General features: G+C 48.5%; 21 protein-coding genes and 1 riboswitch. Of the genes, 10 read left to right on the top strand and 11 right to left on the bottom strand.

Annotation, left to right across the window (positions count from 1 at the left end):
• Nucleotide 1 precedes the first annotated feature (1 nt).
• The 3 genes from moaD to moaA all read right to left on the bottom strand — a co-directional run bounded on the left by moaD (nucleotide 2) and on the right by moaA (nucleotide 1,845).
• A complete protein-coding gene (gene moaD / locus CBX96_RS13960; protein WP_011621081.1) occupies nucleotides 2-253 on the bottom strand; it encodes a molybdopterin synthase sulfur carrier subunit in 252 nt (83 codons plus the stop codon).
• Nucleotides 254-272: 19 nt separating this feature from the next.
• Nucleotides 273-752: a cyclic pyranopterin monophosphate synthase MoaC gene (gene moaC / locus CBX96_RS13955; protein WP_011074083.1), complete on the bottom strand. Its 480-nt coding sequence runs from the start codon at nucleotides 750-752 to the stop codon at nucleotides 273-275.
• A gap of 112 nt (nucleotides 753-864) precedes the next feature.
• Nucleotides 865-1,845: a GTP 3',8-cyclase MoaA gene (moaA, locus tag CBX96_RS13950; protein WP_041412503.1), complete on the bottom strand. Its 981-nt coding sequence runs from the start codon at nucleotides 1,843-1,845 to the stop codon at nucleotides 865-867.
• A riboswitch (molybdenum cofactor riboswitch) is annotated at nucleotides 1,833-1,966 on the bottom strand. It overlaps the preceding gene by 13 nt.
• Before the next feature lie 252 nt (nucleotides 1,967-2,218).
• On the opposite strand from moaA, the gene CBX96_RS13945 reads away from it, so the two are divergent.
• Both CBX96_RS13945 and CBX96_RS13940 read left to right on the top strand, forming a co-directional pair.
• Nucleotides 2,219-3,868, top strand: a complete 1,650-nt coding sequence (locus CBX96_RS13945; protein WP_109287096.1) for an electron transfer flavoprotein-ubiquinone oxidoreductase — start codon at nucleotides 2,219-2,221, stop codon at nucleotides 3,866-3,868.
• Between the two features lie 303 nt (nucleotides 3,869-4,171).
• Nucleotides 4,172-6,088 (top strand): methyl-accepting chemotaxis protein, encoded by a 1,917-nt coding sequence (locus tag CBX96_RS13940; protein WP_011715510.1) that lies wholly within the window; start codon nucleotides 4,172-4,174, stop codon nucleotides 6,086-6,088.
• An 82-nt stretch (nucleotides 6,089-6,170) separates the two neighbouring features.
• Here CBX96_RS13940 and CBX96_RS13935 read toward each other — a convergent pair whose 3' ends face one another.
• The 4 genes from CBX96_RS13935 to CBX96_RS13920 all read right to left on the bottom strand — a co-directional run bounded on the left by CBX96_RS13935 (nucleotide 6,171) and on the right by CBX96_RS13920 (nucleotide 9,981).
• Nucleotides 6,171-6,527: a DUF4870 domain-containing protein gene (locus CBX96_RS13935; RefSeq protein ID WP_011621077.1), complete on the bottom strand. Its 357-nt coding sequence runs from the start codon at nucleotides 6,525-6,527 to the stop codon at nucleotides 6,171-6,173.
• Between the two features lie 36 nt (nucleotides 6,528-6,563).
• Nucleotides 6,564-7,259, bottom strand: a complete 696-nt coding sequence (locus CBX96_RS13930; RefSeq protein WP_089068710.1) for an MOSC domain-containing protein — start codon at nucleotides 7,257-7,259, stop codon at nucleotides 6,564-6,566.
• Between the two features lie 116 nt (nucleotides 7,260-7,375).
• The gene (locus CBX96_RS13925) at nucleotides 7,376-8,833 is read right to left on the bottom strand and encodes a diguanylate cyclase (protein WP_109287095.1); all 1,458 of its coding nucleotides are present in this window, start codon (nucleotides 8,831-8,833) and stop codon (nucleotides 7,376-7,378) included.
• Nucleotides 8,834-9,141: 308 nt separating this feature from the next.
• Nucleotides 9,142-9,981, bottom strand: a complete 840-nt coding sequence (locus CBX96_RS13920) for a PfkB family carbohydrate kinase (RefSeq protein WP_109287094.1) — start codon at nucleotides 9,979-9,981, stop codon at nucleotides 9,142-9,144.
• Nucleotides 9,982-10,347: 366 nt separating this feature from the next.
• On the opposite strand from CBX96_RS13920, the gene CBX96_RS13915 reads away from it, so the two are divergent.
• Nucleotides 10,348-10,545 carry a hypothetical protein gene (locus tag CBX96_RS13915; RefSeq protein ID WP_086903937.1) on the top strand — a complete coding sequence of 66 codons (198 nt, stop codon included), beginning with the start codon at nucleotides 10,348-10,350 and terminating at the stop codon, nucleotides 10,543-10,545.
• A gap of 8 nt (nucleotides 10,546-10,553) precedes the next feature.
• On the opposite strand, the gene CBX96_RS13910 is transcribed toward CBX96_RS13915, so the two are convergent.
• Nucleotides 10,554-10,949 carry a hypothetical protein gene (locus tag CBX96_RS13910; protein WP_086903936.1) on the bottom strand — a complete coding sequence of 132 codons (396 nt, stop codon included), beginning with the start codon at nucleotides 10,947-10,949 and terminating at the stop codon, nucleotides 10,554-10,556.
• A 339-nt stretch (nucleotides 10,950-11,288) separates the two neighbouring features.
• On the opposite strand from CBX96_RS13910, the gene ovoA reads away from it, so the two are divergent.
• Nucleotides 11,289-13,388, top strand: coding sequence for a 5-histidylcysteine sulfoxide synthase (gene ovoA, locus CBX96_RS13905; RefSeq protein WP_109287093.1), 2,100 nt, complete (start codon nucleotides 11,289-11,291; stop codon nucleotides 13,386-13,388).
• A gap of 147 nt (nucleotides 13,389-13,535) precedes the next feature.
• Here ovoA and CBX96_RS13900 read toward each other — a convergent pair whose 3' ends face one another.
• Nucleotides 13,536-15,491 (bottom strand): methyl-accepting chemotaxis protein, encoded by a 1,956-nt coding sequence (locus tag CBX96_RS13900; RefSeq protein ID WP_109287092.1) that lies wholly within the window; start codon nucleotides 15,489-15,491, stop codon nucleotides 13,536-13,538.
• A 312-nt stretch (nucleotides 15,492-15,803) separates the two neighbouring features.
• On the opposite strand from CBX96_RS13900, the gene CBX96_RS13895 reads away from it, so the two are divergent.
• From CBX96_RS13895 to glnG, 6 genes are all read left to right on the top strand, one after another.
• Entirely contained in the window at nucleotides 15,804-16,115 is a 312-nt protein-coding gene (locus tag CBX96_RS13895) for a pyrimidine/purine nucleoside phosphorylase (protein WP_109287091.1), read from the top strand.
• A 116-nt stretch (nucleotides 16,116-16,231) separates the two neighbouring features.
• Nucleotides 16,232-16,828 (top strand): TetR/AcrR family transcriptional regulator, encoded by a 597-nt coding sequence (locus tag CBX96_RS13890; protein WP_109287090.1) that lies wholly within the window; start codon nucleotides 16,232-16,234, stop codon nucleotides 16,826-16,828.
• A 150-nt stretch (nucleotides 16,829-16,978) separates the two neighbouring features.
• Entirely contained in the window at nucleotides 16,979-18,136 is a 1,158-nt protein-coding gene (locus CBX96_RS13885) for an iron-containing alcohol dehydrogenase (protein WP_109287089.1), read from the top strand.
• 274 nt (nucleotides 18,137-18,410) lie between these two features.
• Nucleotides 18,411-18,944: a DUF4124 domain-containing protein gene (locus CBX96_RS13880; RefSeq protein WP_109287088.1), complete on the top strand. Its 534-nt coding sequence runs from the start codon at nucleotides 18,411-18,413 to the stop codon at nucleotides 18,942-18,944.
• A gap of 121 nt (nucleotides 18,945-19,065) precedes the next feature.
• A complete protein-coding gene (gene glnL / locus CBX96_RS13875; protein WP_086903929.1) occupies nucleotides 19,066-20,112 on the top strand; it encodes a nitrogen regulation protein NR(II) in 1,047 nt (348 codons plus the stop codon).
• Between the two features lie 37 nt (nucleotides 20,113-20,149).
• On the top strand, nucleotides 20,150-21,565 hold the full coding sequence (glnG, locus tag CBX96_RS13870; protein WP_109287087.1) for a nitrogen regulation protein NR(I): 1,416 nt from the start codon (nucleotides 20,150-20,152) through the stop codon (nucleotides 21,563-21,565).
• 68 nt (nucleotides 21,566-21,633) lie between these two features.
• Here glnG and CBX96_RS13865 read toward each other — a convergent pair whose 3' ends face one another.
• Nucleotides 21,634-22,191 (bottom strand): porin family protein, encoded by a 558-nt coding sequence (locus CBX96_RS13865; protein ID WP_109287086.1) that lies wholly within the window; start codon nucleotides 22,189-22,191, stop codon nucleotides 21,634-21,636.
• A 186-nt stretch (nucleotides 22,192-22,377) separates the two neighbouring features.
• A complete protein-coding gene (locus CBX96_RS13860; RefSeq protein WP_109287085.1) occupies nucleotides 22,378-22,788 on the bottom strand; it encodes a hypothetical protein in 411 nt (136 codons plus the stop codon).
• Nucleotides 22,789-22,792 lie beyond the last annotated feature (4 nt).

The following is a 22,792-nucleotide window of genomic DNA, read 5'->3' as shown; positions in this document are numbered from 1 at the left end:
ATCAACCTCCTGTCACAGGCGGGAAGAAGGCGACTTCATCACCATCGCTCACTCGTGTATCCCACTGGCTGATGGTTTGATTCACCGCCACCAGCAATTTGTCCGAGGCTAACACTTTGGCCCATTTATCGTCGGTGGCCGCGAGTGTTGCGCGTAATCCTTCTGCGGTTTGTGTCTGCTCACTCGCTTCAACACTCAGCTGGGCAGTTCCTAAAAGCTCACGAACTTGGGCAAAAAACAACACGTTAATCATATTCTTATCTCGCTTTACGTTATTCAGCTTTAAAGTGTCCCGACTTGCCGCCGCGTTTTTCGAGCAGGCGCACCTGTGAAATCACCATGTCTTTTTGCACGGCTTTGCACATGTCGTAAATCGTCAGCGCTGCGACAGAGGCCGCCGTGAGCGCCTCCATTTCGACACCGGTTTTACCGGACAATTTACACAGGCTAGTGATGCGCACGCGATTGTGCTCAGGCTGAGCCTCGAGCTCGACTTCAACCTTAGTTAGCATTAGTGGATGACATAACGGAATTAAATCTGAAGTCTTTTTCGCCGCTTGGATCCCCGCGATACGCGCGGTGGCGAACACATCGCCCTTATGGTGGCTGCCGCTCATGATCATCTCGAGGGTCGTGCTCGCCATCTCGATAAAGGCTTCTGCACGGGCCTCGCGCTCGGTCACGGCTTTCTCGGTCACATCGACCATATGGGCATTGCCGTCGGCGTTAATATGGGTAAATACATTGCTCATTGAAGCGATCCTTTAAACTGATGCCAAATTCAAGCATAGGGAAGTTAAGCGCCATCGCGAAATCTAACCTAATGAAAGATAACGCGATAAGCAGACTAAGACCTAAGTTAGATTAACCGCCAATCGAGGCCAGATGTTGCGTCACGCCAGTAATGCCCTGATGCAGATAATGGGTTTCCTTCTTCTGCGCCAGTTGACCGTGTAACCGCTCGATTAATTCCGCTTGCTGACTCGGGTGTTGCAGTAGATCACGCAAATCGATGCCAGACTCGGTAAAGAGGCATAAGTGCAACTTACCCTTGGCCGAGACCCGCAAGCGATTACAGCTCGCGCAGAAGTTAGTGGCGTAGGGCATGATCAAGCCGATACGGCCCTTAAAGTCACTGTGGCTGAAGTTTTGCGCAGGGCCATCGTCGGCGCGAGGCGTATCTAATTGCCAGCCCTCGGCTTGCAGCTGCGCTTTGATATCGGCACCCGCCAAATGGTGAGCTTGGAAATACTCGCGGCCAAGGCCTGTTTCCATCAGCTCAATAAAACGCAGGTCGATGGGCGTGTGCTTAATCCAATTCAAAAAGCGCGGTAAATCTTTATCGTTCATACCCTTGAGCAATACCGCATTGACCTTCACGCGCTCAAAACCCGCGGATAAGGCGGCATCGATACCACGCATCACCTCGTCGAACTTATTTTCGCCGGTGATCTGGTAAAACATCTTAGGATCTAAGCTGTCTACCGACACATTGATACGGCGCAGCCCTGCGTCGAACCACTCTTGGGCATGCTTCTCAAGCCTATACCCATTAGTGGTAGTGGCTACGGTATGAATACGTGGGTTGTCAGCGACTACTCGAATGATATCGGTAAAATCTTTACGCAGCGTGGGTTCGCCGCCAGTGATACGGATTTTTTGAGTGCCAACCTGGCTAAATGCGGACACAAGGTTTTCTATCTCACTGAGAGATAAAAACTGTTGTTTGCCATTCGGATGATAACCATCTGGGAGGCAATAACTGCATTTGAAGTTACAAACGTCAGTGACTGACATTCGTAAGTAATGAAATTTACGACCAAAATTGTCTTGTAATTGAGACATGATCACCTTTCCAAGTGTGGGAGGCGAGTGCATTTCTTTACTCACCCCAGTGGCCTTATTGCCACGGCTACACCCCCATATCTGTTGACTTAGGTAGGCAAGCTCGGAGAACCGTCAACCGTGATTATAAGCCGAAAGTATTGCCTAGCTATACCCCCAAACAGGTATTTCTTGATCCGCTTCAAGTGGGCGTGAACAATCTGTGACAGCGCTCACCCAAAGATTTGTCATGATTTAGACTAAACAGCCCGCTTAGCCCCTGTGCCCTGCGGTAATTTTGAGGTAAGGTGGACATCAGCAATAAAACGCCCGTTTACAAACAAACTACAACACCCGGTAAAAATCGGGGATATGCGAAGGAAGAGGTGAACTGATGGAACGCGAATCAATGGAATTCGATGTTGTTATCGTTGGCGCAGGCCCAGCTGGCTTGGCCACTGCGTGTCGGTTGATGCAGATATCACAGAGTTCAGGCAAAGAAATTACCGTCTGCGTGGTAGAAAAAGGCTCCGAAGTGGGCGCGCACATTCTATCTGGCGCCGTATTCGAACCACGAGTGTTAGATGAGCTATTCAGCGACTGGCGCGATTCAGGCGCTCCCGTCACCACAGCCGTGACCCACGATGAAATCTATCTACTCAATTCCGCCACCGACAGCAAGCTGATGCCCAATGCGTTTGTGCCTAAAACCATGCACAACGAAGGCAACTATATTGTCAGCGTAGGTAACCTCTGCCGTTGGCTCGCGACCCGCGCCGAAGCGCTCGGCGTAGAAATCTTCCCTAGTTTTGCTGCCAGCGAATTACTCTTCAATGAAGATAACAGCGTGAAGGGCATCCTGATTGGTGATATGGGCGTCGGTGCCGACGGCCAGCCGAAAGACAGCTTTATGCCCGGCATGGAGTTACACGCCAAATATACCGTGTTCTCAGAAGGTTGCCGTGGCCACTTAGGCAAACAGCTGATCGCGAAATACCACTTAGATAATGGCAAGACACCACAGCATTACGGCTTAGGCTTTAAAGAAATCTGGAAAGTCCCCGCCGAACAACACGAACAAGGTAAAGTGGTGCACACAGGTGGTTGGCCGTTAACCGATGGCGCATCGGGTGGTGGCTTCCTCTACCATATGGAAGACAACCAAATTGCCGTGGGGTTGATTATCGACCTCAACTACAAGAACCCCCATTTAAGCCCGTTCGATGAATTCCAACGTTATAAGACTCACCCAGTCATCGCCAAATACTTAACTGGCGGCGAGCGTTTGACCTATGGGGCTCGCGCAATCACTAAGGGCGGCCTGAACTCAATGCCGAAGATGAGTTTCCCCGGCGGTCTGCTGATTGGTTGCGATGCGGGAACTTTAAACTTTGCCAAGATCAAAGGCACCCACACTGCCATGAAGAGCGGTATTGTCGCGGCCGAAACTTTAGCTAAAGCGATGCTGGCCGAGGTCGAAGGCGGTAAAGATCTAGATTGTTTCCAAACCCATCTGGAAGAAAGCTGGTTACACGAAGAGTTATATAAGTCGCGCAACTTTGGCCCAGCAATGCACAAGTTTGGTACTTTCCTCGGCGGCGCATTTAACTACATAGATCAAAACTGGTTCGGCGGTAAGTTCCCTATCACTCTGCGTGATGAGCACCCAGACTATGCACAAATGGCCCCAGTCAGCGCCTACAGCAAGATTGATTATCCCAAGCCCGATGGCAAACTCAGCTTCGATAAGCTCTCTTCGGTTTATCTGTCGAGCACTTATCATGAGGAAGACCAGCCTTGCCATCTGCGCTTAAAAGACAACAGCATCCCGCTCGGGATAAACCTGACGCAATTTAACGAGCCAGCCCAGCGTTACTGCCCTGCCGGCGTATACGAGATCGTTGAAGAAGCAGGTCAGCCTAAGTTTGTGATCAATGCGCAAAACTGCATCCACTGCAAAACCTGCGACATTAAAGATCCGAGCCAAAACATTACTTGGGTGACGCCCGAGGGCGGCGGTGGTCCAAACTACCCAAATATGTAACTCAACCGGAATAAGGCGCTCATTGAGCGCCTTATTTTTGCTTGCCTTCACGCCACACTTTGGTCACAATTACGCCATAAAAATCACATGCTCCAAATCAGCAACTCATTTCCATCTATACTCTACATAACAAGATCTACCGCAAGAGCAACAGGTTAGGCCCAATAAATGTCTTGTACGCTGTTTTATTCGGCATTCGACCTAAACAGAGGTTAACTTTTAACATTTCTGTCCGATACTTGTTATTGGCTAGAAAACGTCGACCGATATTTCTAAACGTCTAACACAGGCATATTGATATTTATGATATTGAATAACCTTACTATTAAGCAGAAAATCCTGCTGACAGTGACATTTGCTGTGCTGCTGTCGACCATACTCGTGGGCGTCCTCAGCCAACGTAGTGCAAAAAGCGTGGTACAGCAGCGTATGCTCGGGTCGGAAATGCCCAGCTTAATGATGCAGATCCGCAACAAGATTGAGCTAGATATTTCGAGCTTAATGAATGCCGCCGAACAACTCGCCAGCAGCCGTATGTTACTGCAATGGCTTGAAAACGGTCGTCCACAGGAGCAAGAACCGCAAGTCGTTGCCCAGCTGAAGGATATCACCCGCCAATATCATTTGGCTCAAGCCTCATACGCCGATAGACAAACCGCCGCCTACTACACTCAGGATGGTTTTTTACGTGTACTCACCCCCGCGCAGGACGGTTGGTTTTTTGGTTATCGCGACAGCGGCCAAGAGCGGATGCTTAACGTCTTTACCGAAGCCAATGGCGAGGTAAAACTCTTTATCAACTACCAGCAACCTAATGGCCGCGGACTCGTTGGCCTCGCCAAATCCCTCGATGATATGGTGCGTCTACTGGGCTCCTTTAAGATTGAAGAAACTGGCTTTGTTTACTTAGTCGATGCCAAAGGCGAGGTAAAACTGCATCCCGACGCCAGCCAAATTGGCAAGAGCAGCCTCAAGAGCTTGTACTCGGGCGCCAACATCAGCTCATTACTTAATCGTAGCGACTTCAACCTGATCGATACCCAAATCCAAGGTGAAAACACCTTCGTAGCCAGCAGCTATATTCCTTCCATGGATTGGTATTTGGTCGCTCAAGTGCCCGAAGCCGAAGTGTTCGCCCTGCTGACGGATGCCGCCTACCAGATCTTAATTTGGACCTTAATCATTGCCGCGGGCTTTATCATGCTGGCGATCGTGGTGGCCGGTTCAGTAAGCCGCCCTATCGCACAAGTCGCAGCAATGTTCCGTGATATCGGTGAAGGTGAAGGCGATTTACGTCAGCGCCTCCCCGTTAAAGGTGAAGATGAGATTGCCCAACTAGCACAAGGGTTTAATAGCTTTATCAGCAAAATCCAAGACTCAGTGATTGAAGTTGCCCAAACCAGCGAACAGCTCGGCTTCTCGGCGAAGGATGTGTCTAATCAGGCGCAGCAAACCCTTGAAGACAGCCATGAGCAAAAAGATCGCACTATGATGGTAGTGACCGCCATCAATGAGATGGGTGCCACGGTAAATGAAATCGCCAGCAATGCCGCCCAAGCCGCTGTTGCTGCGAAAGATGCCGATACCGAATCCAATAGTGGCCAAGTGGTGGTAACCCGTGCTCGAGATACCATTAATCAGCTCTCTCAGGATGTGGAACAAGTTGGTGAAGTGATTGAATCCCTCGCGACTCATACCAAGTCTATCGGTGGCATTCTCGATGTGATCCGCGCGATTTCGGAGCAAACTAACCTGTTAGCCCTAAACGCCGCGATTGAAGCCGCACGTGCCGGTGAAGCGGGACGAGGCTTTGCCGTGGTAGCCGATGAAGTCCGTAATCTGGCATCGCGCACCGCCGCATCGACCAACGAAGTCCAAGGTATGATCGACAAGTTGCAATCCGAAGCCAGCCGAGCGGTGAATGCCATGGCCCAAAGCCGTGCGCGCTCCCACGAAGGGGTGGCCGCCGTCGATGAGGCCAGCCAATCTCTGGTAGGCATTAGTGACCGTATTGGCCTGATCAGCGATATGAACATTCAAGTGGCCGCGGCGACGGAAGAGCAATCGACCGTAGTGGAAGATATCAACCGCAACGTGACCGAAATTAACGAGATCACCCAGCGCACTGCCAGCACGGCACAAGCTGCGGCACAGGCGAGCTTAGCGCTAAATCAACTCGCCCACCGCTTAGACACCTTAGTGGCGAAATTTAAGGTGTAAGTCCAAGATGGGTTGAAACCAAACAACAACGCCTTAGCGAATCTCTCCCTAAGGCGTTTTTATTGAATCGCTTTAAAAGCAATTAGTTGTCGGAAAGGAACTTAATCGTCAGCGGATAACGATACACTTGCCCTTCGCTCGCCTTAATGATCCCAAGGATAGTGCAAACTAAGTCGAGAATGCCGAGGATGATCAAGAAGATAAACCCAATGCCCACAAAGGCTAACAGCCCGCTGATAATCACATAGATCAACAGGCTTAATTTAAAGTTCAAGCAACTACGGCCGCATTGGTCGACAAAAGCCGACTCTTCACGTTTCATCAACCACATAATCAGTGGTCCGAGAATCGAGCCTAATGGCACTAAATAACCGATTAAACTGGAGGCATACACAAGTAAGCCAAAATCTCTTTCACTCTTAGTCACTGACTCTATCATTACACTTTCCCTGTATTATCGTTTGAAAAATAAAGTTTATTTACCTTTTGGCCCATATAAGCGCATCTGCCAATCTTCGACTTGCTGTGTCGCTAAGCGCCGCTGCAGACTATTCACCCAGCTTTGTGCCAACCCTTCACAGGAGGCGAGTCTATCATAGGCTTTGGCATCGTATTCGGGTGAGAAATACAACGCCATGGCCTCGGCAACACTGATATCGGTTTTACGCTCGACTAATTCTATCCTGTCGTTTAGCTGAATCACACCAGGGGTTAATACTCTGTAAAACCAACCACATAGCTGACTCTGCTGCATAGCGAGGGCAAAGTCTCTATGGCCAAATTGCAAGTTCAATTTAAAGCAAGGTGAACGCGGCTGAGTCACCTGCACTGTGACGGCACCGATTTGCAGGATATCGCCGATATTGACCTCGGTTTCATTCAAACCAACAGTGCTGATGTTTTCACCCATGCTCGGCGCATCTTCAAGTTGGGTGATTAAATCCCAACGACGGTACTGACCATAATGCTCGCGGGGAAAATGATGCAGCACTCGATCGAGTCCGCCATGGTGCTTAGGATCGGCTTGCGCATCGCCTTCGACATGATCGACATTCACTCGCAACTGCTGCGCCGATTTTTTACCGTCGATACCAGTAGAAACACCGTCAATCTCTTGCAGAACCGCCCCTAAATACAAACCCGATAATCTATTTACCAACAAGGTCGACATTTGTTACTCCTACTTCATCACTATCCGTCACCGAACTCTGCCCGCACGCCTCAGCCACTAAACGCGGCGTTAAGCAAAACAATCCCTTTGGCAGATTTGGCCATCATAACAGCATACTACTGATTGAGAACCACTTGATTGCGCCCCGCTTCTTTCGCCTGATACAAGGCGAGATCCGCTCGTTTAATCAAATCTTCCGCGGGCTCAAGTTTTTGGTATTCGGCAACCCCAATACTCACAGTGATAGCGATATGCACGCCATTGACTTTTAATTCGCGCTGGAAAATTAAATCATGGAAATGCTCCGCCAATTCAGCGGCATGGCTAAGATCCATCTCAGGCAATAACACGATAAATTCCTCGCCGCCCCAACGGCAAAGTACATCCTGCTCTTTTAACTGACTACGCAGCAGGTTAGTGACGGTTTTTAATACTAAGTCACCAATGCTGTGACCATAGCTATCGTTCACTTTTTTAAAGTGGTCGATATCGACAAGGAGGATTGAAATCGCTTGCTTGGATAGCTTTGCCTTCTCTAATGCCTGATGGAAATACTCTTCAAACACTTGGCGATTAGCGGCACCAGTGAGTTTATCGGTTGAGGCCATAATCTCCAGTTTGCGCTGATAACGACCTAAGGTCATGTTTGAAATCAGTAAAATCCCAATTGTCACCAATAAACTTAAGCCCAAGTTACCCCAAAAGGTATTCAGCAGCTCTTGCTCCTGCGGCACATCTTCCTGCTCAACGATAAGATACCATTTGAATTCAGGCACGAGGCGACTGTTTAAGTGGACCGTTTTACCATTGCGTTGATAGCTAAAGGCCGCGCTCGGGCTGGTTAAAATCCGCGTGGCTAGCAGCTCGAGTCCGGCAGTAGTCTGCAAAGAATCGGCACCATCATATTCATCCCCATGGAGGGTGACGTTGCCCTGCCTATCGGTGAAAAATACCCGGCGGTTGTAACGTTTCTGGTAGAGCTCGATCAGCGCCTTGACCTTCTCAACCGCGAGGCCAACACCGGTGACGCCAATAAACTTACCTTCAAAATCAAAAACCTTGTAGTTAACAAATACGGTTGTCTTAGTCCGATCCGCCGTATCGGCATCGATATTAATCTCGTAAAGTTCTGACTCGGGTAACGAGCGCACACGAAAATACCAGGCATCGTTTGGGTCGATATCTTGGATTTTCTTTAGGACTCCCGAAGAATGGTAGTAATTACGGCTCTGCTCCGAGACAAAAAAGCTGGTGACTGTGTCGTATTTATCTTGGATTTCTTTGAGATAACGGATCAGTTTTTCGGGTTCTTGTTCATGGTTTAACATCCAGTCACGCACAAAGGTATCCTGCGCCATAAGCGAGGAGATAAAGATGGGACGAAGCAGATCCTGTTGAATTTCAGAATAAATATTGTCACTGGTTAGGGGTAAAGTATTGCTCTCAATCTGCTGACTCAAAGAGTCATGGGCCACTTTATAACTAATGCCACTGGTGACTAAAAAGGCCACCAGTAACAATACTGACAGCAACCAAATAAACTTCTTTTTATCATTCCAAACGTGATTGCCCATTTCCAACTCCAACAACTGCAGGCTTATTATTCTATTTCAACGAGATGCGTTGCCTGAATGTTAACGTAAACCCTCGCCAACCGCACAATATTTCCACAATATGAATGTTCGGTAACGGAATAACATTATTCGAGCTAAAAAAATGCCCCGTTGGGGAAACGGGGCAAAAATGCGAACCAACAAAATGGGAGAAAAGCACAAGAAAACGTTAAGGGACAAGAGCTATTCGTCACTGAACACACTCTAGCAAGCCTAGATGACAGAAAGATGACTTCCCTTGGACGTCACATTGAGGCTAATCAGCCATTCTAACCTTCTAAATAGTGTTTCAATGCTTCACCGGGGATAGAGCTGTCGGTGGCCACGGCAAATGCTGCCCAAATCGCGCCTTCGGCCATAGCTTCGGTAATGGTTTTTCCCGCACATAAGCCATGGATAAGCCCTGCGGCATAGGCATCTCCCGCTCCTGTAGTATCGACAACCTCAGCAGGCACAGCCGGCACATGCTGCACATCATCTCGGGTGTACACCTTAGCGCCACGCACACCGTCGGTGACAACAAAATAACGTAATGATTCTCCACCAATGCTCACGCCATAATCCCAAGACGCGACATCACAGCGGCCTTGCATATCACTCACAGAAGCCAGTAACACGTGGCAAGGGCGCGGCCTGTCATCCTTCGCCAGTTGTGCGATCACAAGGCAATGATCCAGTGCGGTTTTCGCCCAACTAACGGTACCCTCAGCCGAGGTATTAAAATACAGCGCATCCCAATGCTGCCATTTGGGTGGCACAGATAATTCAAAAACTGGCCGCTGCGGACGAATGATGGTGCGCTCACCATCGGGCGTCATCACCAGTAACATTTCACAGGTATTTCCCGCGCGGCGCTGCACTAAACGACAATCGAGCCCTTGAGTACTCGCCTCTGCGATGACCCAGTCGCCCATTTCATCCCGCCCGACTTGGCTCACCAAGGCAACTCTATGACCCGCCCATACCAGTCCGAGCCCAGTATTGGCGCCACCACCACCTAACCTTTGTCCACCATCTTGATAATGAAAGCGCCCGCCCGTTTTCAATGGTTTATCAAGGATCAACACTCGGTCACAGTTAAGATTGGCCACCAGCAAAATATTTGCCATGACAGGACTCCATAATGAAAGAACAGACCGCGCTAACTCTCGGCGATGACTCGGTTAAAAGAGCCCTCAATCTAGACCAAAACCTCAGGTGACACAATCGCCGCTATCAAGGTGTTGAACCCCATCACAGCAGCCAATAGCAGTTTTTGCTGTAAGACTTTATCCATATTTGAATTCAGCGAGTTAACCCACCAGGCAACTTAAACGTTAAATACAATCACTCAATATATTGATAAATAATAAAAATATTCTTCAATGTGTGATTTTTAGACATTTATTCATAAAAGTGTCATCAAATGCCATCCCACACTAGATTAGAAAAAGGTTAAGCTGGCGTTTCAAGGATGAAAGACGAAAGGAATTCGTATGCTTATCGACTGGCTACATCAAGATATTGATGGACAAGAGCAACTGCGTCGTTATCGACAATGTTTAGAAGAGTTTAGCGAGTTGGAGTTTCATGACGCCTATGTCGCGAAGATTCAGCATGAATATCAGTTATTAAAGGCGTTATTTGAGGAGCAGTCGGTTCAACACTTTGAGCCTAACTGCTCCGAACAATAGGATGTTGGTTAATCGATCATCTTAAAGGGAGAAAGCGAGGTAAACTTTACATCCAGTTGCCAATCTTGGATCACCATCTCCGAAGGTTGCCAACTGTCATCCACCCATTCGTAAATGAGACCAGGATCTTCCTCTGCGTTCACCAATAAACGACGACCATCTTTTAACACAACCGTATAATCAAGCCCTTGAGCATCAACACTTTCAATATCCCCCAAGACTTTGTGATGAATGCTTGAAATTGCGCCTGTCGCTTTCACTGCATCAGCTTCTTTCGCGCCGCTGTAAAATCTCAGTGCCTCATTGGTAGCGGGTTTATGAAATACAAACTCTTCAGTCACGCCCACAACGATCGACGGATCAAGCTCATACCAAGCGGGTATCCATAATGCGTTCATTGCCATCCCGTTATATCCTGCATAATAATTTTACGGACGAGAACATTCTGCCTTAACCTTGGCAGATAAAATACTGGTCAGGGATAAAATAATTTTAACCTTCTGCAGACAATTCCCCTCAAGCTGTAACCCGCATAACTGCAATAAAAATGACGCCGCTAAGGTCATATGCTGTACTTCGAGTTAATGATTGGAGCCATGCGGACTTTCTGTTAGCTTGAAAAAACAGCTCAATAACTGCCACATTTTGTTGATAGAGTGATCCAATAAACCCGCGCCACGTATTGAGCCTGACAACCCATAGCCACCACTATGGCACCAGCTTGCCCTATGGAGAAATCGAACATGCCAGTTTTGCAAACACTCAAACTTACGGGTGAGAATGAGGCGCTGAAACGTCAAGAGCTTAAACAATACTTCAATCAAACTTGGGCACTCTATGAATCCCTCTTCGAGTTGATAAAGCACGACGAGGCCTATTACGTTAAAGCCGAACCACTGCGCCATCCGCTGATTTTTTACTTTGGCCATACCGCCACTTTCTATATCAATAAACTCAAGCTGGGTAAGTATCTCGATGAACGAGTGAATGATCACTTTGAATCTATGTTTGCCATCGGTGTGGACGAAATGTCTTGGGATGACCTCGACGAAACCCACTATCAATGGCCAAGTGTCGCAGAGGTAAAGACTTATCGGGATCAAGTCAAACAGGTCGTCAATCAACTGATTGATACCATGCCAATCACTCTGCCGATCAGCCAAGACAGCCCCGCTTGGGTCATCTTGATGGGCATAGAACACGAGCGCATTCACTTAGAGACCTCTTCCGCCATTATTCGCCAGCTTCCATTAGAGGATGTGTGTACCAATGCCCAATGGTCAGAATGTCAGGATGTTGGTAGCGCCGAATCCAATCAGCTGCTTGCCGTGGCGGGTAAAAAAATCACCTTAGGCAAAAAAGAGCAAGACAACACCTATGGCTGGGATAACGAATACGGTAACAAGAGTTTTAAAGTCGCCGACTTTAAAGCCTCAAAGTACTTAGTGAGCAATCAAGAATACCTAGCCTTTATCAAAGCGGGAGGCTATCAAACGCAAGACTATTGGAATGAGGAAGGCCAAGCTTGGCTGGCGTATACCCAAGCCCAAATGCCGCGCTTTTGGCGTCGCCGCGATGATAAATGGTGGCAACGCAACCTCACCAGCGAAATTCCTTTGCCGCTCAATTGGCCCGTCGAAGTCAATCAACTCGAAGCTAAGGCCTTTTGTAATTGGAAGGCGCGCCAAAGCCAGAGCAATATTCGCCTGCTCACCGAAGCCGAGTGGTATATCTTGCGGGAAAATGTACCGAGCGATGCTCCCGATTGGCATGAAGTTCCAGGCAATATCTCGCTGGCTTATTACGCCTCCTCCTGCCCGGTGAACCGCTTTAAACACAATGATTTTTATGACATTGTCGGCAATGTCTGGCAATGGACTGAAACCGCTATCGACGGTTTTAATGGTTTTGCCGTACATCCGCTCTACGATGATTTTTCGACGCCTACCTTCGATGGCAAGCACAATCTGATTAAGGGCGGCTCGTGGATTTCAACGGGCAATGAAGCCATTGCCGCCTCACGCTACGCCTTTAGGCGTCACTTTTATCAACATGCCGGATTCCGTTACGTCGAGTCGTTGCAAAATCCAGAACAGATGGCCGAGGTCAATGTGTACGAAACCGATGAACTGATTTCCCAGTATTTAGAATTCCATTATGGCGCCGAGTACTTTGGTGTACCGAATTTTTGCGTAAATGGGGTACAACAAGCACTCAACGAGATCCAACTCGAGCACACCACCAAAGCCTTAGATATAGGTTGCTCAGTCGGACGCGCTAGTTTTGAGTTAGCCAAAGTGTTCGACCATGTGGATGGCATCGACTTTTCGGCGCGCTTTATCCAGCAGGCTTACGCCCTGACCGAGCAAGGCGAAAAACGCTACACCATTCGCACTGAGGGAGACTTACAGGAATTCAAGAGCGCCAGCCTTGCTAAACTGGGATACCTTGGCGAAGCCAAAAAAGTCAATTTTATCCAAGGGGATGCCTGTAATCTCAAACCAATCTACACAGGGTACGATTTGGTCTATGCCTCAAATCTCATCGACAGATTGAACGACCCTCAACATTTCCTCACCAGTATTGGGCAACGCATCAACCAAGGAGGATATCTGGTTATCGCCTCGCCCTATACTTGGCTCGAAGACTACACGCCGAAGGATAAATGGCTCGGGGGGATTAAAGTCAAAGGGGAGAACTTCACTACTTTAGATGGGTTAACCGAAACCTTAATAGGCCAATTTGAACTGGTCGCGGTGAAAGAAATCCCCTTCGTTATCCGCGAAACCAAGCGTAAATTCCAGCATTCGATTTCAGAGATGACGATCTGGCGTAAGCGTTAGTTTTCAAGATTAATCGTCGCCCTAAAGAAAAAATCCGCCAGACAATCCCTTCTGGCGGATGCATAACAAACGGCACAGCAATAATAGTCATCCAGTTGCAAGAACGACGAATGCTCGGCATTGCTTACCTATGCTTGGCACTGCGTCCTAGACCTTAAACTGAGCCGTTGTTAAACCAAGTTGGTTTGCTAGCCCTAACAGGCTGCGGGTGCTTGCCGCCACTTGGCTGATGGCCGCGCTATTTTCCTCCGCCGCCGCGCTGAGCCCTGCAATGCCTTGGGCTATCGTCGCCGACACTGTGGTTTGTTCCTCTGCGGCAGTTGCCGTTTGGATCATTAAGGCTTTAAGTGTTTCTAGCCGCATAGCAATATCATCCACCGCCGCTTGCATGCCTTCGGCATCCTCAGCCGTTTTAGAAGCCTCAGATGAACAAGTCACACTATGCTGTGCCAGCACACCCGATTGCTGCTGGATCCCCTGTAATACCTTTCCAATATCCTGCGTAGCCTCCTGCACCTTCACCGCAAGTTGCCGCACTTCATCGGCTACCACCGCAAATCCACGCCCATGCTCGCCTGCTCGGGCAGCTTCAATCGCCGCATTGAGGGCTAACAGATTGGTTTGCTCGGCAATCGCATTAATCACATCCAGCACACTGCCGATTTTCTGGCTATCAGCCTCAAGATTTCCGACCTGCTGATGAATGGCGGCAAAACTTGCTAGTGTCACCTGTAAGCTTTGGCGAGTACTCGCAAGATTTTGTGAAAGAATGCCACTCGATTGAGTACAAGAGGCCACCTCGTCGGAGGATTTCAGTGTATTGGTACTGATTTCGGCGGCGGCATAACTCATTTCCTCTACGGCCGTGGCTAACATATCGGTCTCTTTCGCCTGCAATTGAATGCTGCAATCGGCCTGACACATAGCCGCGGAATTTTGCTCTGCGGCAGACTCTAGCTCGTGGCCCATCCCCACCAATTGGCTAATAATTTCCTTTAATTTGGTCTGCATCCGCGCGAGCCAGCTCATTAAGTGATTATCGGCATGGGCGTGGGAGAGACTATGGGTTAAGTCCCCGGAGGCGATAAGGCTAGTCAAATGGCACATATCCTCGGGCTCACCACCCAGAGGTTTAAGCACAAAGCTGGTCACCAGTTTTGCCGCCGCGATCGCCAGCACCACAGACAAGGCACACACCATCAGCCCGATATACATCATATGGTAGGCAGGCGCGGCGATTTCACTCACATCAATCTCGGCCATTAAGCCCCATTTGAGCCCCATTTCAATGACTGGCGAGTAGGCTGAGAGAACCAGATTATGATTGTAATCATAAACCTGCATAACCCCCTCTTTGCCAGCTAACGCAGCTGCCACCGCCAGAGTATCGACCCCATTTTTAGCGACCGAGCCTGCAAAGGAGGCAGATACGGTGCGATTGATGGGGTCAAGAAAAGAGTCAGAACGCATTCGATTATCGGGGCCGATGAGATAGGTTTCCCCCGAATCCCCCATCCCTTCGCGGATCTGCATCACGCGGTTGATCCGCTCGATAGAAACCTGTGCCGCCACCACAATATGCTGCCCATGGTATTGAATGCCTTGGCCAATAAAGGCGGCCGCTTGTCCGTTTGATGGTGCATAGGCGGAAAAATCCTGTAAAAACACAGTGTCCGATGTCGTAAGTGCCTTATCGAAGAGTTGTGCAAGCCCTGAAGAACGATAGGGCCCAGTACGCAAATTGGTTCCGTAATCAGGCTCTTTCGCCACAGTATAAAAAACCGTGCCGTCATCGGAGATGATAAACAGATCATAAAAACCCAGCAGTTTGTTGAGGGATTTGAGCGTTGAGTCTAAATCGCTCAAGTTTTCTAGATTCGGCTGGCTGGCAATCACAGCGCTAACGGACTGTAAGTTATCTGAGAAATCTTGAAACATACCGTTGATCTGCCGCTGTTTAATCTCGCGAACGGCCACCAAACGGGATTGAGCCTCTGCAAATAACTCATTTTTGGCAAGATAGGTCACTATCGCTGTCGATAGGATTAGAGGTAACAGAACGATCAACAGACTAATCAGTTGAATTTTACGCGTAAATCCCATGGAGACACTCCTTGTCGCACTCAAGATTCCATAATTACTGGCAAAACAACTACCGTTTAAAACTATAGGTGAAGATTGAAACCTCAACCAACTGAGGCCATTTTTTTATTCAGTACGCAACTCGCTAATTGAACAACCATTAACCTTGCTCAGGCGCTTTTATGCATATTTCATTGAAATGTATAAGAGGCAATAGAAATAGCGTTGTTAAGTGATACATAACGTTGACGCTGAAAATTTTCACATTGACGCCAGAATAAAAATCACATCAAATTGAATACAAATTCACATCTATACAAATGGGAGCGTAACATGGAGTTAATCGAGCAAGTCTCAGTCGCGAAAAAAGCCAATATTTACTTTGAGGGTAAAGTTGCCAGCCGCAGTGTATTTTTCAGCGATGGCAGCAAAAAGACCTTAGGCGTGGTCCTCCCTGGAGAATATGAGTTTTCCACCTCTCAGGGAGAAATCATGCAGGTTACCAGCGGCAGTTTCGAGGTGTTACTGCCAAATAACACAACCTGGCAAACCTTTAGCGAAGGCAGTCAATTTGAACTCGCGGCCAACGTCAGCTTTAAAATCCGCAACAGTGCGATAGCCGAGTACTGCTGTAGCTACCTGTAAGACTCTTACCAAGGAATGCTTAACCAGCTTAGGCATTCCTTAATCGTTAGCGCTTTTGTGTTGATGCAAACCAGACCACTAGACGACTGGTCTAATATACTTTATGATCCTTCGCCATGAAATCTGAAACCCAATCGACACGTCAGCATATTCTCGACGTTGGATACTCACTAATCCTCAAACAAGGCTTTTCGTGCCTAGGCTTAGCCCAATTACTCAAGGCCGCCCAAGTCCCTAAAGGCTCGTTTTATCATTATTTTAAATCCAAAGAGCAATTCGGTGAGGCCTTGTTAGCTGGGTATTTCGAGCAATACCAAGCTGAGCTTGATGGCCTGTTTAACGAGACTCAACTCTCTGGCTTTGAGCGCCAAATACAATACTGGCAAAGATGGTTGCACGTGCAGCAGGACGGCTGTGTCGATCAAAAATGCCTAGTCGTTAAGTTAAGTGCAGAGGTGGCCGATCTCTCTGAGGCCATGCGCCTTGTGCTTTTAAAGGGGTCGGCTGGCATCATTGAGCGCTTAACCAAGTGCATTCAAGTGGGGATTGCCGATAAATCCATCTGCGAACAGGATGCCCAGGCAACAGCAGAGTTGTTGTATCACATGTGGCTCGGTGCCAGTTTGATGAATAAACTCGGCCACAGCCGCGAGGCTTTAGAGCGCGCACTTGCAATGACCGAATCAATTTTAAAGACCAAAACCATAGGTTAATGCCAACAACACTGGCACACCAATTAATCCGCAACCCGTTAATGAACAATGAAATATCGCCTCATCGGCTTGATTTATCATTTAGTAGCCAAACAAATCTAGACGACTGGTCTACTAAAATCATTTTCCAACCATAGGACACATAGCAGTATGTTCAATTTCGCCTACTACAACCCAACCCGAATCCACTTTGGTAAAAACACCATAGCTGAAATCGACACCTTAGTGCCTCGCGATACCAGAGTCATGGTGTTATTTGGCGGCAGCAGCGCCAGAAGAACAGGCACCTTAGCCGAAGTAAAACAAGCGCTTGGAAATCGTTTCGTGGTCGAGTTTGAGGGAATCGAACCTAACCCAACCTACGAAACCCTGATGCAGGCTGTCGAGCAAGTTCGTGAATTAAACATCGACTTTTTACTCGCCGTCGGCGGCGGTTCTGTGATCGATGGAACTAAATTTGTTGCGGCGGCAGCGATATTTGAAGGCGAGCCTTGGGATATTCTCACCAACTGGGGTGCGAATGTGACTAAAGCCATGCCATTTGGCTCGGTATTAACCTTGCCTGCGACGGGTTCAGAGATGAACAACGCCAGCGTGGTGACCCGTAAGTCGTTGAAAGCTAAACTGCCGTTCCGTAACGACTTGGTTTATCCGCAATTCTCAATCCTCGACCCAACTAAGACCTTCACCCTGCCAGAAAGACAAGTGGCGAACGGTGTGGTCGATGCCTTTGTGCATATCACAGAGCAGTACCTCACCTACCCAGTCAATGCTGCGGTGCAGGACAGATTCGCCGAAGGCTTGCTGCAAATTTTGATTGAACTAGGGCCACAGGCACTCACACAGCCAGAAGATTACGATATCCGCGCCAACTTGATGTGGGTCGCGACTATGGCACTCAATGGCACGATTGCGACGGGTGTACCGCACGACTGGGCAACACACATGATCGGTCATGAACTCACAGCCTTGTATGATGTTGACCATGCCCGCACCTTAGCCATTGTATTGCCAGCATTATTACGCTGCACTAAAGCCGCTAAGCGCGAGAAGTTACTGCAGTTTGCTGACAGAGTGTGGCACATCAACAGCGGCTCGGAAGATGAACGTATTGAGGCGGCGATTGCGAAAACTCAAGCCTTCTTCGAATCCATGGGCATTGCAACCCACTTATCTGCCTACGATTTAGGTAAAGAAGCTGTCGATGCTGTCGTCACTCAGCTTGAGCAGCATGGCATGGTTGCCCTAGGCGAACATGGCAATATCGATCCCGCTATGAGCCGCGATATTTTAACCTTGGCGCTCTAAGCTTTAGTCGCCGCCGTCAACGCACCATAGTGGTGCGTTGACACTCCCCTAAAAGAGGCAAACTCGGCTGCGCCTCAACATCCAAACCGCTCTCACCTTCACTCCACAATATATTTGCCGCTAGAACCACACGCGCTACAAAGTTGCAGGCATAAAATCAACCCCGCGTTTATTCCCACGCTAAACCTCAACCGAGCTGAATAAACACCATGATTTTTGGTGAAAAAACGACTAATCTTGTAGAACTTCATCTCCAAGGCAAAAGGACTTTCGCATGCGTGCATTCACCCTCATCAGCTTATTGCTGCTCAGCTTGTTCGCTCAGGCAACAGTGTACAAATGGGTCGATAAGGATGGAAAAGTCCATTATTCAGATGAGCCGCATCCCAATGCCGAGGTTGTTGAGTTAAAAGAGAAAACCCTCAATCAAATTGCACTTCCCCCCGTAAAAAATGACGCGGATGACTCGCAAGTGATCCAGCAAATCCAGTATCAAGTCGTTATCACCTCCCCAGAAGAAGAGGAAACCGTGAGAGACAATAACGGCGACTTTCAGGTCACGGCCACTGTCACCCCGGAGATCAAAAGCCAGTATCTGATGGCACTAAAACTCGACGGTCAAACGGTCGGCCAGCCTCAAGTGGGTGGCATCTTCCAACTTAAGAACATCGACCGAGGTGAACATACCATTGTTGTCGATGCCATGACTCAAAACGGCAAAGTCTTTGCATCTAGCTCTCCACGAAAGATATTTCTTCATCAAGCGGCGATGAATCCAGTCCCGAAAAAACAACCAAAATCCAATTAAACCATTTAATAACAATTGATTAGGTCGTTTTTATTCAATCTAGCCGTTTGATGAAGTCGAGTTGCAGCCTGCACCAAATCGGTGCAACATAATGGTGCAACCCCATTTTCAGGAACGGTAGATGGATAAAGAGACTCTGCTTAATCATTTAGTCACCGCGGTACTTGTCATCGATAAGGATCTTAAGCCTTGTTATGCCAACGCAGCAGCAGAGCAACTGTTAGGTGTAGGTAGCCATAGGTTAGTCGAGCAAGCCCTTCCGGAGCATTATCAAGTCCTTGGCGTTGATGCCCAATTACTGAGTGATGCGGTGAAAGCTGGCCAAGGCCTCACGGTTAACACGGCGACCTTAGTGACCTTAGATGCCCAGCACCATACCGTCGACCTAACGCTGATCCCGCTCGAAGACGAAGCACAATTGAGCCTACTTGAGCTTAGACAGGTGGACCAGCAACGCCGGATCCACCAGCAACTCAGCCAAGATGCCCAGCAACAGGCGGCGCAATTTCTGGTGCGAAATTTGGCCCACGAGATCAAAAATCCCTTGGGTGGCCTGCGTGGCGCGGCACAATTGCTCTCGCGGGAATTAGAGGATCCGGCACAAAAGGAATTTACCAATCTGATCATTGAGCAGGCCGACCGCCTGCGCAGCCTAGTGGACAGATTGCTCGGCCCGCAGCGACCGACCCAACATAGCCTGCACAACATTCATCAAGTGGTGCAGAAGGTCTATAAACTGGTGGAAATGGCTCTGCCCGCCAATATTCAGCTAAAACGCGACTACGACCCCTCGATTCCCGATATCGAGATGGATCCCGACCAAATGCAACAAGCCGTGTTGAATATTTTGCAGAATGCGGTGCAAGCCCTTGAGCATACAGGTGGCGAAATCCTGATCCGCACCCGCACGCAACATCAGGTCACTATCGGTTCGCAGCGCCACAAGCTCGTGCTGACCCTGTCCATTATCGACAATGGCCCAGGTATACCACCAGAGCTAATGGACACGCTGTTTTATCCCATGGTCACCAGTCGTGAGCAAGGTTCGGGATTAGGCCTATCAATTGCCCATAACATTGCCAGATTACACTCAGGCAGAATCGATTGTGTATCCAGCCCTGGGCATACCGAATTTATCATTTCGTTACCGATTTTAAGCGCCAAATAATCAAGACAAACCAACACATACCGTATGAGGAAGCAAAATGCGAATGAGTGAACAAGTGTGGATCCTCGACGATGACAGTTCGATACGTTGGGTGCTCGAAAAGGCGCTCCAAGGCGCGAAACTCAGCACCGCCAGCTTTGCCGCGGCCGAATCACTTTGGCAGGCATTAGAGATTTCCCAGCCACGGGTCATAGTCTCAGATATTCGCATGCCGGGCACCGATGGCTTAACCCTGTTAGAAAGACTGCAAATCCACTACCCGCATATTCCCGTCATCATCATGACTGCGCATTCGGATTTAGACAGTGCCGTCAGCGCCTATCAGGCGGGTGCATTTGAGTATTTACCCAAGCCCTTCGATATTGATGAGGCGATTTCCTTAGTCGAGCGCGCCCTAACCCATGCGACCGAGCAAAGCCCTGCACCTGCGGCGCAGGAGACGCAAGTCAAAACGCCCGAAATCCTAGGTGAAGCGCCCGCCATGCAGGAGGTGTTTCGCGCCATCGGCCGGTTATCACGCTCCTCAATCAGCGTGCTGATCAACGGCCAATCGGGTACGGGTAAAGAGTTGGTTGCAGGCGCATTGCACAAACACAGCCCACGTAAGGATAAGCCCTTTATCGCCTTGAATATGGCGGCGATTCCTAAAGATCTAATCGAATCAGAGCTCTTCGGCCATGAAAAAGGCGCCTTCACCGGCGCGGCAAACGTGCGCCAAGGACGCTTCGAGCAAGCCAATGGCGGCACCCTGTTTTTAGATGAAATAGGCGATATGCCGCTGGACGTGCAAACCCGCCTGCTGCGGGTGCTCGCCGATGGGCAATTTTATCGAGTCGGCGGCCATAGCGCCGTCCAAGTGGATGTGCGCATTATTGCCGCTACTCACCAAGATCTGGAGCAACTCGTACTCAAAGGGGGATTTAGGGAAGACCTATTCCATCGGCTCAATGTCATCCGCGTCCACTTGCCGCCGCTGTCACAACGCCGTGAGGATATTCCCCAACTGGCGACCCACTTTTTAGCCTCCGCTGCGAAGGAAATTGGTGTTGAGGCAAAAATCCTCACCAAAGAGACCGCCGCCAAGCTATCGCAACTGCCTTGGCCAGGGAACGTGAGACAACTCGAGAATACCTGTCGCTGGCTCACGGTAATGGCCTCAGGGCAAGAAATCCTGCCCCAGGATTTACCCCCAGAGCTACTTAAAGAGCCCGCCAGTATTAATCCTATGGCAAAAGGCAGCCAAGATTGGCAATCGGCACTCACAGAGTGGATTGACCAAAAACTGTCTGAGGGAAATAGTGATTTATTAACTGAGGTTCAGCCGGCCTTTGAACGTATTTTGCTCGAAACCGCATTACGCCATACCCAAGGGCATAAACAAGAAGCGGCAAAACGTTTAGGTTGGGGAAGAAATACCTTAACGCGAAAACTCAAAGAATTGTCTATGGATTAGCCATCCATTAAAAAGCAAAAAAGGGATATAACTATCCCTTTTTTATTATTTAGATTAAATCTAAATCATTAGAACTGGTAATGAACACCAATCGCCAGTTGTTTCATATCGGTGTCGATATCTTTCACATTTAAATGTTTATGGTCAGCCTCTAAATCACCAGTGGTAACATCGTAGCTAAAGCGCACATTTAAACGCTCGGTCACGGCAGCATTGATACCTACGCCATACGTCCAGCCAAAGCCAGTAAAATCTTCATCAAAACCTAAACCGTCTACATTCATAGCCATAGATGCAACACCTACTTTTGCATAAGCTGAGAACATATCATTGATTTGCAGAGTAAACTTAGGTGCGAAGGTTAATGCGCCCGCAGTAATATCCACATCGCTGTCGCCCAAATCGGACGTCGCAAATAAATTGGCTTCTAAACCAAACCACTCGTTGAAGTTGTAACCACCGTAAACACCGAAACCTGTGCCAGTTTCTGAATCATCAAAAGCCTCTACAGTTACGCGGTTTAGTGCGCCACCCACATAAAAACCAGTAGTATCGGCTGCCGCTGAAGCTTGGCCGGCCACTAATGCAGATAATAAAGATACCGCAACTAAAGATAGTTTTTTCATTATATTTCCCTAATGAGTTAACTTGAGTAGTAAACGTTGCGGATATTACAACAAACAAATAATAAGAGTGACAGTTTGTAAAAACTAAATGCGCTTTATACAGGAAATATTCAGCTTTAAATTAAACAATAACAAGCTTGATGCACTTAAGTATTAAATAACATACTCAATATTAAACAATAAGTATTAACTGACTATTCGCAATAAATTCATGATACCAAAATAACACCAACGAATTATCGAACGGCGTTTTCGTTCATCAAGGCATTCAATAATCATAACCTTTTCCGACTGTGCGCAAGTCACATGGCTGCGCCACATCAACAAGGGCCAAATATGCAGTCGGTAGCCCCGCTGCGCGATATTGAATGAGATCGTTCTCGGCCAATAATATAAAGATTGGCGCAGGATAAGCTCGCTCCAAACGCCCGTAGGAGGATTGACTAAATACGGATCGAGGAGTTTTGAATCAGGCCCCGCGCTCGCGGCGGGGGCATGTTCAGCAATCAACTCGAAGCGGGTCGAAAATTTATGATAACGGCAGATGAGCCGAGTCTGTTCGGCCAAGGGATGAACCTGCTGCTGTACCCATGACATAACC

Origin of the sequence: Shewanella sp. BC20, assembly GCF_003129585.1 — a bacterium.
Lineage (GTDB): Bacteria > Pseudomonadota > Gammaproteobacteria > Enterobacterales > Shewanellaceae > Shewanella > Shewanella seohaensis.
Note: the sequence above shows the minus strand (reverse complement) of the source record. Positions and strands in the feature narration are given on the sequence as shown.